Genomic DNA, 12876 nt, shown 5'->3' on the forward strand with positions numbered 1-12876 from the left:
GAAAGGCCGATCCGCCATGACCGAGGGCAGCTACACCCGATACGTCGCCCTGGGCGACAGTCAGACCGAGGGCGTGGGCGACGGCGACGACCTGACCGGCCTGCGTGGGTGGGCGGACCGGCTGGCCGAGCGACTCGCCGTTACCAATCCCGAACTGCGCTACGCCAATCTGGCGGTCCGCGGCAAGCTGGCGCACCAGATCCGCGACGACCAATTGGACGCGGCGCTGGCGCTGCGCCCGGACCTGGCCACCGTGCTGGCGGGCATGAACGATCTGCTGCGCCCGAACTTCGATCCGGACGAGATCGCCGGGCACGTGGAGGCCATGTTCGCCGCGCTCACCGCCACCGGCGCGGTAGTGGCGACACTGACCTTCCCCGATGTGGCCGAGACCATTCCGATGGCCCGGCCCATTCGCGGCCGGATCGCGGCGATCAACGACCGGCTGCGGGCGGCCGCCCATCGGCACGGCGTACTGGTCGCCGAGACCGGCCATCACCCCGTGGTGACCGATCCCCGCCTGTGGGACGCCGACCGGCTGCACGCCAGCCCGCTCGGGCATCAGCGCATCGCCGACGCGGTGGCCGAGGCGCTGCGGCTGCCCGGCGCGAACGACGCCTGGACCCGGCCGCTGCTTCCGGCCCTGCCCGAGAACGGGGCGCTGCGCTCGATCGCAGCCGAATTCCATTGGGCGGCAACCGCACTGGGTCCGTGGGTGATGCGCCGGCTGCGCGGCATCTCCTCCGGGGACCGACGGGTGCCCAAGCGCCCGGTGCCGCTCCCGGTCCAGCTGAGCGATCCGGTCACGATGCCCGGCAGCGGGGTCGCCCCCGCGTAGTCAGACGTCGACCCCGTAATCCCCTGCGATACCGCCCAATCCGGAGGCGTAGCCCTGTCCGATGGCCCGGAACTTCCACTCGGCGCCGGACCGGTAGAGCTCGCCGAACACCATTGCGGTCTCGGTGCAGGCGTCCTCGGTGAGGTCGAAGCGGGTCAGCTCCGATCCGGTGACGGCGTCCACGACCCGGATGTAGGCATTGCGGACCTGGCCGAAGGCCTGCCGTCGGGTCTCGGCCTCGTAGATCGATACGGGGAAGACGATATTCGTGATGCCCGGCGGCATCGCCGCCAGATCCACGGTGATCGCCTCGCCGTCGCCCGCGCCGGTGAGGTTGTCGCCGGTGTGCTCGATGGCGCCCTCGGGGGAACGCAGGTTGTTGTAGAACACGAAATGCCGGTCGGAGACGACACGCTGGTTCGATCCGCACGCGAGCGCGCTGGCATCGAGATCGAAATCGGCTCCGACGGTGTCGCGCACGTCCCAGCCCAGGGCGACGGCCACCTTCGTCAGGTTCGGCGCCTGCCTCGACAGCGAGACATTGCCGCCCTTGGCCACCCGGACACTCATCGCGTGACGGTCCCTCCCGGATCGGAACCGCCCGGCCCGGTCGTCCTCGCGCCGCGACGCGGAGATCACCGAATCAACGTCCGGGTCAGCGGGATTCGTATCGAGCTGATCGGCGATCACGGCGATCCGGCGTTGCAGGGCGAGCAGTTCGATCAGATCCCGGGGCATCGCCTCCCCGATGCCGTCCGGCGAGACCGCGGCGTCCACCGCCTCGGCATGCGCGTCCTGCACCGCCGCCCGCAGGCGCGCGGCCAGGCCCGCACGCGGCGTCGCCGGCTCGGGGTCCACCGGCCCCAGCCCCGCCCACGGTTCCCCCTTACCGAGCGTCACACCTCGAATGTACCTGCACGGCAGGCCAATCGAGCGGTCTCGGGTCAGCCGGCCTCCACCCACAGCACCGGCATCCGCTGGACCGGGTTGACGGCGAAGCCCCGCGATTCCAGGGCTGAGCGGGTACCGCGTCGACTCGACGAGCCGGAGCTGAACGAGCGGGCGGGAGTGCTCGCGTCAGCGAGTCGGGACCCATGAACGAGTTGTCGCGCCACGCGACCCGATGGTGGCTATTGCAGCAGGTCGCTCCAGAACGCGCAGCGGTGGTCGGCGGCGAAGGTGTCGGAGAACTGGCTGCCGCCGGGGCGGAAGGACAGGAACGACGGTGCGGCCGTGGTGTATCGCGGCATGGCGGGCAGGCCCTGCGGGTCGGCGGTGCCGGCGGTGATGAAGCGGGTCCAGTAGCGGCGCATCTCGTCCTGCAGGCGCTGCTGGGCGGGGTTCATGACGGCGTGCAGGAGCGGACCGGCCTGCACCAGATCGAAGAGGAAGGGGAGTTCCGCGGCGTGGTACGCGCCCATGGGGAAGGTGCTGGGCGGGGCCAGGGCCGACCTGTCGTCGAATTCGTAGACGTAGGTGGGATTCTGGCGGCCGAAGTCGCCGACCTGGTCGGCCAGGTTGCAGACGAACTTGTCGGTCCAGGCCCGGGTGAGCGCGAGCGTGGGCTGCGCGTAGTCGCTCAGCGGATACTCCGCCACGATTCGATCGACCTGCGCCCGATCCACCCCGCTCAGCTTCGCCGTGAGCTGGGCGGGGTAATCCGCGGCGGTCATCCTCGCGCCGAGCGGGTTGCCGTAATCCATCCACACCCACAGCGCCATCTCGTCGTGGTTGGAGCCGATGAAGGTGGGAACATGCGCCATCCCACCGGCTTTCAGCACGGCGACCGGATCGCGAGGGAGAAAGTCGTTGCCGTACACCACATTCACCGACTCCGGCGCGCGATCGACGAGGACATCCGCGGGCAGGCCGCGCAGGCACGCCGCATCGGCTCCCGGGCAACCGACGCCGGCCGCCCAGGCATCGCCCTCCGCCTCGGCGGCCGAGAGCGCCTGCCCGGCGCACGGGCCGCTCTGCATCATGGCCGCCTGGAAGAGTCCGGCCGACGAGGGCGTGGCCAGCTGCGCGCAGATCGAGATCCCGCCCGCCGATTCACCATCCACCGTCACCCGCTTCGGGTCGCCGCCGAAGGCCGCGATATTGCGCTGCACCCAGCGCAGCGCGGCCTGCTGATCCATCAGCCCGTAATCCCCGGAGCCAGCGCCCTCGTCCAGGCCCGAGGCAGCCAGGAAGCCGAAGGTGCCGAGCCGGTAGTTGATGGTGACCACGATGGCGTCACCGTCCGGCTGCGACACCAAAGGCGCTGCGCCGTACATGCTTCCGGTGCCGGTTTGCAGGCCGCCGCCGTGCAGCCACACCATGACCGGCAGGCCGTGGCCATCGGCCGGGAGCGTGGGCGGGGTCCACACGTTCAGGTAGAGGCAGTCCTCATCGGTCGAGCGCAGTCCGCCCACGCCCGTGTCCTGCGCGCATTTCGGCCCGGCGTCGCGGGCCTCGCGGAGGCCCGGCCACGGCGGCACCGGTGCGGGCGGTTGCCAGCGCAGCGCGCCGACCGGTGGTGCGGCGTAAGGGATTCCATTGAAGAGCCGGTAGTCCGGGGCGACCACGCCGCGCAGGCTGCCACTGTCGACGGCGACGATGCCGGGGGCGGCCGGTAGGGCGCGCGCCACCGGTCCGTGCACCGCGAAGACCGTCACCAGCAGGGCCACCACCGAGAGCACCGCCCCGGCTCCCCACCCCATCCACTCCCGGTCACGCACGATCACCCGAGCCTCCTGGGCCAGCAGCGTTATCGCGTAATCGTCCGATACTAGTCGACCGTCCGGGACGGGGGCCCATAGTCTCGAGCGGCGATCAAAACCCCCAGCGTACGGGTGAGTCACCGCGCGTCCGCCGTCTCACCGCGAGACGGCCGTTGACAGTCGGTTCAGGGTCCGGGAAACGCGGATCCCATGACCCGGACCGCACCCGACGTGCCTGGACCGGCGCAGCGTGCGCTGATCCGGGCAACCCGCGCGGATTCCTCCGCGCGTCCGCCGCGTGCCGGAGGCTCGGTCACGGCATGATCGTCGTCGTTCGAGGGGGGATTCACTGTCGTGACCACAGGAAAGGGGTTCTGTTCGTGAAGACCGTGTACCTCCGCCGCATCGCCCTGGCCACGCTCGCCTGCGCCGTCTCCGGCGCCCTCGCCGCACCCGCGTCCGCCGACGCGGCCCCGCAGCGGATCACGCTCGACTACTCCAAGGGCCGGTGCGCCCAGACCACCCTGCTGGCGCACTCGTTCACGCCGACCACATTGGAGATCACCACCTCCAGCAACTTCACCGACGACGCCAAGATCGACATCAACGGGCAGCGCACCCCGCTGCCCGACACCTACGCCGTCCAGACCACCCAGATCGACCTGGGCACCCCGATGCCCGGGGCCATCCCCTTCGAGGTGTCCGGCTCGGAGTGGCCCGGCAGCATCGGCACCGGCTGCAAGGGCTGGATCATCGTCGCCTGACCCGCCGCGAGAACGGCTGAGCCCCGGGGGTTTTCCTCGGGGCCCGGCCGTTTCAGCTCACCGAGCGTGGCTCACTTGCCGTGGGCGCGCAGCTGGTACAGACCCCGGGTCTCGGCCACCACCACGCCATTGGCGTCGGTCACCACGGCCTCGAGGGTGAAGTCGGCCTTGCCCTTGGCCGCGGCTTCCTCGGTGATCCGCGCGATCTCCGAGTCCGACAGTGTGGCCTCGGCACGCACATCGGTGGCGGCGGGCTTGCGGAAGAAGATCTGCAGATCCTTCACCAGGGGGAAGTACTTGGCGGTGTCGAAGCTGGCGATGGCGATCGCGCCGCCCAGGATCTCCGCCACGGTGAACAGCACGCCGGCGTACATGACGCCGAAGTGATTGCCATTGCCCTCGACCGGCACCGTGGTGGCGGCGAAGCCGGGGCGCACCTCCTCGGCCCGCACCCCCATCTTGTGCGCGATCGGAATCGTGAACTCCAGACCACCGTTCACGACCTCGTTCAGCGGCGGGGCATCGTTCGCCATGCGGACCTCCTCGTCCCGGAAATGGGGCAACTTACTGACGTATTGCCAACAGCGTGAATCATTATGGGTGAGAGGGTTGCGGCGCAACTCTTTCAGCCCCGCGTGAAACCCGCCACATCCCAGCAAATCATCCCATGTCGCCTCTAGTATGCAAGTCGTGTCCAAGACTTTCTCCGCCGCCGAGCGGGCCTACCGCGAGATCAAGGAACGCATCCTGAGCGGCGACCTGCCGGGTGGCGAATTGGTCAGCGAGAACGAGATGGCCGGCGAGCTGGGCACCTCCCGCACCCCGGTCCGCGAGGCCTTCCTGCGGCTCGAGACCGAGGGCTGGATGCGGCTCTACCCCAAGCGCGGCGCCCTGGTGGTGCCGGTGCCCTCGCACGAGGCCGAGCATGTGATCCATGCCCGCTACATCGTGGAAACCGGCGCGGTCGACGCGCTCACCCGCATCGCGCGCGCGGGGCTGATCCCCCGACTGCGCGAATCCCTGGACCGCCAGCGCGAACTCGCGGACGCCGGCAACCTCGACGAATTCGCCATCGTGGACGCCGATTTCCACCGCGAGTACGTGGTGGCGGCCGACAATCCGCTGCTCATCGGCTTCTACGACTCACTGCGGGAGCGCCAGCGCCGCATGAACAGCGTTGCGCTGCACCGGGGCGAGACCCATCCGCACCGGATCATCGAGCAGCACAACCGGATCGCCGACCTGATCGAAGCCGCCGACGCCGCCGGATTCGCCGAAGCACTCGCCGAGCACCTCACGGACGTGCACGGCGTGACCCTGAGAGGACTGTGATGGCAACGCTGACAGCCGTCGGCGCCCGCACCACCGGCATCGGCACCCATCCCAGGGCGTGGCTCGGCGTGGCCACGGCGATCTTCGCGATCGCCTGGGGCGGAAACGAATTCACCCCGCTGCTGGTCATGTACAAGCGGGACGGACTCCCCGTCACCACCGTGGATCTGCTGCTGTTCGAATACGTGCTCGGCATCATCCCCGCCCTGCTCATCGGCGGCCCGCTCTCCGACCGCTACGGCCGCCGCTTGCTCATGCGACCCGCGCCCTTCATCGCGGCCACCGGCTCCACGCTGCTGGCTTTCGGATCCGCCTCCGTCCCCATGCTTTCCGCCGGTCGCGTGCTGTGCGGCATCGCGCTGGGCCTGGCCATGGCGGTGGGCAGCAGCTGGCTCAAGGAGCTCTCGCAGGCGCCGTTCACCGCCGACACCGTCTCGGGGACCGGGGCGCGCCGCTCGGCCATGAGCCTGACCGGCGGCTTCGGTGTGGGCGCGGGCGTGGCCGGGGTGCTGGCGCAGTGGGGTCCGTGGCCCGACACCCTGGCGTACCTGATCAATGTGATGCTCTGCGGGCTGGCGGCGGTCCTGCTGTTCCGCGCGCCGGAAACCACCGTGCCGCAGGAGAATCCGGGCCGGTTGCTGGACGACCTGAAGGTTCCGGCCGCGGCGCACCACCGCTTCCGGACCGTGGCACTGCCGGTGTGTCTGTGGCTGTTCACCTCGTCGGCGGCGGCCTACGCCATCATGCCGACGCTCATGATGCCCAAGGTGCACGGCGCGCCCATCGCGTTCTCGGCCCTGATCACGGTCATCACGCTGGGTTGCGGGTTCGGCATCCAGTCCGTCGCGCGCCGCATCGACCGGCCCGGTTCGCTCCGGCTGCCGATCCTGGCGCTGAGCCTGGTGATCACCGGAATGCTGCTGGCCGCAGCGGCTTCCGCCACCCTCACCATGTGGCTGACCGTGCTGACCGCCGTCGCGCTGGGCATGGGCTTCGGCAGCGGCCTGGTCGCGGGCCTGCTCGAGATCGAGCGCATGGCCCGGCCCGACGACCTGGCGGGGCTGACCGCGGTGTTCTACGCGGTCAGCTACCTCGGCTTCGGCGTCCCGGCCGTCATGGCGGTGTGCCACGACGGGACCGGGATCGGATATCCGGCCATGTTCGGCGTCCTCGCCGCGGCCTGCGCGGTATGCCTGGCCATCGTGGGTCGCTCCCGCCCGGCCTGAGCAACCGGCCGCGTCACAGTGAGCGCGAGATGATCTCCTTCATGATCTCGCTGGTGCCGCCGTAGATGCGGTTGACGCGAGAACCCGTGTACATATTGGCGATCGGATACTCCATCATGTAGCCGTAGCCGCCGAACAGCTGCAGGCACTTGTCGACCACCTTGTCGGCGGTCTCGGCGGCGAACAGTTTGGCCATGGAGGCCGTAGCCGGGTCGTTCTTGCCATCGATGTACTGCTGGATCGCGTAGTCCACCAGGGTCTTGATGGCCAGCGCCTCGGTCTTGACCTCGGCCAGGGTGAAGGCGTTGTGCTGGAACTTGCCGATCGGGCGGCCGAACGCCTCGCGCTCCTTGGAGTAGCGCAGCGCCTCCAGCACGGCGGCCTCGGCCAGCGCCGAGCACAGGCTGGCGATGATCAGGCGCTCGCGGGCCAGCTGCTCCATGAGCTGGTAGAAGCCCAGACCCTCTTGCGCGCCGAGGAGATTCGCGACCGGGACGCGCATGTCGGAGAAGAACAGCTCACGCGTGTCCTGCGCGTGCTGGCCCATCTTCTCCAGCACCCGGCCGCGTTCGAAGCCCGGCAGATCCTTGGTCTCGGCCACGATGAGCGAGACGCCGGCCGCGCCCTTGGACGGGTCGGTCTTGGCCACGATCACCAGCAGATCGCAGTGGGTGCCGTTGGAGATGAACGTCTTCGAGCCGTTGACGACGTAGTGGTCGCCCTCGCGGATGGCGGTGGTGCGCACCGACTGCAGGTCCGAACCGGTGCCCGGCTCGGTCATGGCGATGGCCAGTACCAGCTCGCCGCTGATGATGCCCGGCAGCCAGCGCCGGCGCTGCTCCTCGTTGCCGTAGTTGTAGACGTAGTGCGACACGATCGGCGAGTGCACCGAGAAGCCGAAGCCGTTGTCGTGGGCGTAGACCAGTTCCTCCTGGACCACGGCCTGCAGGCCGAAATCGCCGCCCGCGCCGCCGAATTCCTCCGGCAGGTCCAGGCCGAGCAGCCCGGCGTCGCCGGCCTTGTTCCAGAACTCGCGGTCGACCATGTGCTGCTTGGTCCAGCGCTCCCGGTTGGGCGCGGACTCCTTGCGCAAGAATTCGGCCGCGTGCTTGCGCAGCTCGCGGTGCTGTTCGGTCTCCCAGGAGGGGCGATAGTCGGGGAACAGTTCGGACATCGGTGTCACTCTCCGTTGTTGCTTCGGATGCCGTCTATTGCGTCGGATGCCGTTGAGCGGCAGGTCGTCCCGAGCCGCGATGGCTTCGAGCTCGGCAATGGTCTTGTCGGCGAACGCCTTCCGGAAGGCCTCGTCGGTGCCGTCGGCCTCGAAGGTCGCCATCGCGCCCGGGCGGCCGCCTCCTCCAGAGCCGCCCGATACGGCTGTCCCGCAGCGGTTTCCGCGCGACGACCCGGCACTCGGGCTCCCGCATGCAGCGAACGATACAGTTGTATCGTAAACGGGTCAATGGCAAGGCGCGCCCGGCGCCTGAGCGGGAACCGCTACTACGAGACGTAAAATCGGCGGACGCAATCGACGAGTTGAGGGGCGATGCTGAATCCACGGGCCACCAATGACGACCTGACCGCGAAGGCGCGAATCCGCAATGCCGCGATGGATCTGTTCGCCCAGTACGGCGATTCGCGGGTCTCGCTGCGCGCGGTGGCCGCCGAGGCCGGCGTCACCCTCGGGCTCGTCCAGCACCATTTCAAGACAAAGGACGGCCTGCGTGACGCCGTCGACAAACTGGTCGTCGACTACTTCGCCCAGACGGTCGCCTCGATTCCCCCGACCGGCACGCACGCCGAGGTCGCGTCCGCCCGCGACGAAGCGGTCCGCCGGATGCTGCACGACAATCCGGCGGTCGTGAACTACATCCGCCGCTCCCTGCTGGAGCCCTCCGAAACCCGCATCCACCTGCTGGACGCGGTCGTCGACCTCACCCGCAGCGAGGTCGCCGGCCTCCGCGAGGCGGGGCTGGCCTCCACCGACAAACCCGAATCCGCCCAGATCGTCGCGGTCCTGCTCCGCCAATTCGGCGAACTCCTCCTGGCTCCCATGCTCGATGCCGTCTGGGAACGCGTCTCCCCCGACAATCCCACCCGCCCCCGCCTCTCGATCACCGTGCGGGACTGAGCAGCGAGGCCCGACGCGGGCGGCGTGGTGACGGAAACCGACTACAGGATGTCCTCACCGAAGATGGCCCGACGGCTTAGGGAATCCATTGCCGCGGTGCGGGCCGGCGAGGTCGAGACGCACGAAATCATCGACGTCCTGGATGAGAACGCGAGCCTGGAATGACCTTTGCACGGCGTTCGACCGAGCTCAGCGCAGGTGGGTCTCGAAGAAGCTGAAGATCCGCTTCCAGGCGTCCTCGGTGGCTTCCTCGTTGTAGCCGAGGCCGGTCACCCGGATGACCGATTCGGCGGGGGTGAGGTTGGCGAAGGCATGGGTGACGCCTGGGTAGGTCTTGACGTCGTGGTCGATGCCGTAATCGGTCAGCACGCGTTCGAGTTTCGCGCCGCGACCGGGGTTGGCCGGGTCGAGAGCGCCGTAGCTGGCGACGATGGGACAGGAACCACGCAGGATGTCCTTGTAGTTGCCGCGACCCGAGGGATAGAAGGGCGCCGCGGCGTCGAAACCCTTGGTGGCGGCCAGGAGCGCGAACCCGCCACCGAGGCAGAAGCCGACCACGGCCACCCGGCCGGTGCAGTCCGGATCGGCGATGAGATGGGCGCGGGCGCTGAGGATGTCGTGCACTGTCGTCCCGTTCCCATTGGACAACAGCTCCCGCATCATGCTGGGTACGCAGCGAACCCGGCCGCGCGCGAACAGATTCGGAACGATGGCGAGATACCCGTTCTCCGCCAGTCGGCGGGCCGTGGTCCGCATGTCATGGTTGACGCCCACCATGTCGTGCAGGACCACCACACCCGGCCAGGGTCCGGTCCCCGCCGGGGTGGCGACGTAGGCATCGATGACACCGTTCGGGGTGGTCAGTTGGATCGTGCTCATCGGCGAGCCTCTCCGTCGGGGATCGAGCTGACCACCGCATCCTAACGTGTCTGGGACAATCAGCCCTCGATTGGCAGGCCCGCCTCGGTCCAATCCTGAATGCCGTCACGGTATTTGCGGACATTCGTGTAGCCCAGACGCTCCAGTTTCGCGGCCACGTTCTGACTGTTGGGGCAGGCGGCATTGGAGCAATAGGTGACGATGGCCGCGTCGCGATCCGGAAGTAGCTGCGGCGCAAGCGTTTCCACCTCGGACTCGACCAGGGCGAGCGCCCCGGGAAGGTGCGCCTTGGCGTAGTACTCGCCACCGAGGGCGTCGAGCACGATGACCGAACCGGCCTCGATCTCTCGAACGAGCTCGTCGCGCGTGATGAGTGCGGTCATGGAAGTTCCTTTCCCGAAATTATGTGCGTGTGCACGCTACTACTTATGTGCGGGCGCACGCAACTGGTTATGATGAGCCGGTGTCCGCCTCCCGATCCCATCCGGCCGTCCATGCCTGGGCCGCGCTGCTGCAAGTCCACGCCAAACTCGTCCCCGAACTCGACGCCGAACTGCGCCGCACCACCGGGCTACCGCTGAGCTGGTACGACGTACTGCTGGAACTCGATGGACCACACCGGCTCCGGATGAGCGACCTCGGCGAGCGGGTGGTGCTGAGCCGGACCAGGGTGAGCCGGCTGATCACCGAGATGGAGTCGGACGGACTGGTCCGGCGAGAATCCAATCCGGACGATGGGCGTTCGGCGTTCGTGAGCATCACCGACGCCGGCCGCCGCCGCTTCCGGGAGGCCGCGCCGCACTATCTGGCCGGAATCGAGCGACGCTTCGGCGGCAAGCTGGACACGGCCGAGCTGGAGACCGTCGCGGGAGCGTTGCGCAAGGTGCTCGCGCCCGCCGACATCCCGCCACCCGAGGTCGGCACGCCGTAGCGCGCAGTGTGGGACGCGGCGGAATTCGACGCGGGTTGGGCCGAACGGTTGCCGGGCCGCCGGGCGGCGGGAAGGGTGGGGAGCGGGATCGGTCCCACCGGATTCGATCGGAACTGATTCGAACAGAGGAGACATCTCGTGCGTTTCGGCATCTTCATTCCGCAGGGGTGGCGGCTCGACCTGGTCGGTATCGATCCCGCCGCGCAGTGGGGGGTGATGCGGGATCTGGCGCAGCGCGCGGATTCCGGGGAGGTGTGGGAATCGCTGTGGGTCTACGACCATTTTCATACCGTTCCGGTACCGACCGAGGAGGCCACGCACGAGGCGTGGTCATTGATGTCGGCGCTGGCGGCGAGCACCTCGCGGATTCGGCTGGGGCAGATGTGTACCGCGATGAGCTATCGGAATCCGGCCTATCTGGCCAAGGTCGCGGCCACCGTGGATCTCATCTCGGGTGGGCGAGTGGAGATGGGTATCGGGGGCGGGTGGTACGAGCACGAGTGGCGGGCCTACGGGTACGGATTCCCTTCCGCCGGTGAGCGATTGGGGAGGCTGGACGAGGGCGTGCAGATCTTCGAGCAGGCCTGGACCACCGGGAAGGCCACCCTCGACGGCAAGCACTACCAGGTCGACGGCGCGATCGTGCGACCGCTCCCGCTGCAGGAGGGCGGCATTCCGATCTGGGTCGCGGGCGGCGGCGAGAAGGTGACGCTGCGGATCGCGGCGAAGTACGCGCAGTACACCAATTTCGCGGGCGACCCGGAGACCTTCACCCAGAAGTCGGATCTGCTGCGCGCCCACTGCGCCGCGGTCGGAACGGAATTCGACGCCATCACCCGCAGTTCCAACTTCAACACCCTGATCGGCGCGACCGAGGCCGAGGTGCAGGATCGCCTGTCCCAGCTGGAAACCCGGCTGACCCCGTTCGTGGGCGCCGAGGGCGCGGCCCAGCACGTGAAGGATCTGTTCCGCAACTCCCCCGCCGTCGGCACCCCGGAGCAGATCGTCGAACAGCTCTCGCGCGTCAAGGATCTCGGGCTGGGCTACTCCATCCACTACTTCCCCGAGACCGCCTACGACACCTCCGGCCTGGAGCTCTTCGAGCGCGAGGTCGTCCCGGCCCTGCGCTGAATCCGGAAACCGCCCGCCGGCAGCACGTCCGGGGTCGGCGGGCGGTCTACGGTGCAGCGCCGGAGGCGGCGTACCGCGACCAATTGCTGTCGGGCGCGTGCCCTTCGGACTGGAAGCCAGAAGTCGCCACACCCCAGAGGAAATCGGGTCCGAGCGGGGCGATCTGCTCGGGTGGCTGGGGCCGGGCGAAGGGCGGAGTGGCGCTCGCGGTGGGGGCGTCGGAGGCGGCCAGGACGCCTGGTGCCAGATTGTGGCGGCGGAAGCGCATGCCGAAAACCACACAATGCTCTGTTTTGGCGGACAAGAAGCTCTCCGAGTCCCCTTAGACTCGACCGGTGGCGAAACGAGGACCGTACGGGAAGGGCATCGAACGACGAGAGCAGATCCTGGAGGCCGCGCTGCAGACCATCGCCGAGCGCGGATTCCTGGCGACTTCGGTGGCCGAGCTCGCGGAGGCGGTCGGCCTGAGCCAGAGCGGGCTGCTGCACTACTTCGGTTCCAAGGAGGAGCTGTTCATCGCGGTCCTGCGCAAGCGGGACGAGATCGACGCGGCCGCCATGGGCGAGCCCACGCCCGACGCGCTGATCCAGATCATTCGCCGGAACACCCAGGTGCCCGGCCTCATCGAGCTGTTCACCCACATGCAGGCGGCCGCCGCCGATCCGCGCCACCCCGCCCACGACTACATGCGCGAGCGCTACGACCTGGGTACCGCCGGCTTCGCCGAGATCCTGCGCGGCATGCAGCGGGCGGGCAACATCCCCGAGGCCGTCGACACCCAGGTGATGGCCACCGTGTTCATGGCGCTCTCCGACGGCCTGCAATCGCGCTGGCTCATCGACCCGACCATCGACATGGAGTTCTACCTCCAGCAGTGCTGGGCCCAGTTCACCGGGATGGCGTTCCCCGGCGCCTAACCGATCCACGCCGCGATCGCGAGGA

At 68.7% G+C, this 12876-nt stretch carries 14 protein-coding genes and 1 pseudogene; 8 read left to right on the top strand and 7 right to left on the bottom strand.

From position 1 onward, the window contains the following. The first annotated feature begins 16 nt into the window (after positions 1 to 16). Positions 17 to 838: an SGNH/GDSL hydrolase family protein gene (locus ON33_RS20085; RefSeq protein ID WP_040860394.1), complete on the top strand. Its 822-nt coding sequence runs from the start codon at positions 17 to 19 to the stop codon at positions 836 to 838. On the opposite strand, the gene ON33_RS20090 is transcribed toward ON33_RS20085, so the two are convergent. Both ON33_RS20090 and ON33_RS20095 read right to left on the bottom strand, forming a co-directional pair. Next, a complete protein-coding gene (locus ON33_RS20090) occupies positions 839 to 1408 on the bottom strand; it encodes a TerD family protein (protein WP_040860663.1) in 570 nt (189 codons plus the stop codon). A gap of 560 nt (positions 1409 to 1968) precedes the next feature. Then, on the bottom strand, positions 1969 to 3564 hold the full coding sequence (locus tag ON33_RS20095) for a carboxylesterase/lipase family protein (protein ID WP_051152492.1): 1596 nt from the start codon (positions 3562 to 3564) through the stop codon (positions 1969 to 1971). Between the two features lie 356 nt (positions 3565 to 3920). Between ON33_RS20095 and ON33_RS20100 the strand changes: the two genes are divergently transcribed. Beyond that, positions 3921 to 4304 (top strand): hypothetical protein, encoded by a 384-nt coding sequence (locus ON33_RS20100; protein ID WP_040860395.1) that lies wholly within the window; start codon positions 3921 to 3923, stop codon positions 4302 to 4304. Between the two features lie 71 nt (positions 4305 to 4375). Here ON33_RS20100 and ON33_RS20105 read toward each other — a convergent pair whose 3' ends face one another. Then, entirely contained in the window at positions 4376 to 4837 is a 462-nt protein-coding gene (locus ON33_RS20105; protein WP_040860396.1) for a PaaI family thioesterase, read from the bottom strand. Positions 4838 to 4985: 148 nt separating this feature from the next. Between ON33_RS20105 and ON33_RS20110 the strand changes: the two genes are divergently transcribed. Beyond that, positions 4986 to 5636: a GntR family transcriptional regulator gene (locus tag ON33_RS20110; RefSeq protein WP_040860397.1), complete on the top strand. Its 651-nt coding sequence runs from the start codon at positions 4986 to 4988 to the stop codon at positions 5634 to 5636. Beyond that, a complete protein-coding gene (locus ON33_RS20115; RefSeq protein ID WP_051152493.1) occupies positions 5636 to 6862 on the top strand; it encodes an MFS transporter in 1227 nt (408 codons plus the stop codon). The genes ON33_RS20110 and ON33_RS20115 overlap by 1 nt, the downstream gene beginning before the upstream one ends. Positions 6863 to 6875: 13 nt before the next feature. Here ON33_RS20115 and ON33_RS20120 read toward each other — a convergent pair whose 3' ends face one another. Next, positions 6876 to 8036 carry an acyl-CoA dehydrogenase family protein gene (locus ON33_RS20120; RefSeq protein ID WP_040860666.1) on the bottom strand — a complete coding sequence of 387 codons (1161 nt, stop codon included), beginning with the start codon at positions 8034 to 8036 and terminating at the stop codon, positions 6876 to 6878. Between the two features lie 372 nt (positions 8037 to 8408). Between ON33_RS20120 and ON33_RS20125 the strand changes: the two genes are divergently transcribed. Next, the gene (locus tag ON33_RS20125; protein WP_040860398.1) at positions 8409 to 8993 is read left to right on the top strand and encodes a TetR/AcrR family transcriptional regulator; all 585 of its coding nucleotides are present in this window, start codon (positions 8409 to 8411) and stop codon (positions 8991 to 8993) included. Between the two features lie 189 nt (positions 8994 to 9182). Here ON33_RS20125 and ON33_RS20130 read toward each other — a convergent pair whose 3' ends face one another. Together ON33_RS20130 and ON33_RS20135 are read right to left on the bottom strand one after the other, a co-directional pair. Then, on the bottom strand, positions 9183 to 9872 hold the full coding sequence (locus ON33_RS20130) for a dienelactone hydrolase family protein (protein WP_040860399.1): 690 nt from the start codon (positions 9870 to 9872) through the stop codon (positions 9183 to 9185). Positions 9873 to 9931: 59 nt separating this feature from the next. Further along, positions 9932 to 10255, bottom strand: coding sequence for a rhodanese-like domain-containing protein (locus tag ON33_RS20135; protein WP_040860400.1), 324 nt, complete (start codon positions 10253 to 10255; stop codon positions 9932 to 9934). Positions 10256 to 10335: 80 nt separating this feature from the next. Between ON33_RS20135 and ON33_RS20140 the strand changes: the two genes are divergently transcribed. Continuing rightward, positions 10336 to 10803 (top strand): MarR family winged helix-turn-helix transcriptional regulator, encoded by a 468-nt coding sequence (locus tag ON33_RS20140; RefSeq protein ID WP_051152494.1) that lies wholly within the window; start codon positions 10336 to 10338, stop codon positions 10801 to 10803. 138 nt (positions 10804 to 10941) lie between these two features. Further along, on the top strand, positions 10942 to 11934 hold the full coding sequence (locus ON33_RS20145) for an LLM class F420-dependent oxidoreductase (protein WP_040860401.1): 993 nt from the start codon (positions 10942 to 10944) through the stop codon (positions 11932 to 11934). Between the two features lie 58 nt (positions 11935 to 11992). Here ON33_RS20145 and ON33_RS20150 read toward each other — a convergent pair. Further along, positions 11993 to 12202 (bottom strand): annotated as a pseudogene (locus ON33_RS20150) (glycoside hydrolase family 1 protein); the annotation flags it as partial. 67 nt (positions 12203 to 12269) lie between these two features. Between ON33_RS20150 and ON33_RS20155 the strand changes: the two are divergent. Beyond that, the gene (locus ON33_RS20155) at positions 12270 to 12851 is read left to right on the top strand and encodes a TetR/AcrR family transcriptional regulator (protein ID WP_051152495.1); all 582 of its coding nucleotides are present in this window, start codon (positions 12270 to 12272) and stop codon (positions 12849 to 12851) included. Positions 12852 to 12876 lie beyond the last annotated feature (25 nt).

Source organism: Nocardia niigatensis NBRC 100131 (assembly GCF_000308655.1).
In the GTDB taxonomy this organism is placed as follows: Bacteria; Actinomycetota; Actinomycetes; order Mycobacteriales; family Mycobacteriaceae; genus Nocardia; species Nocardia niigatensis.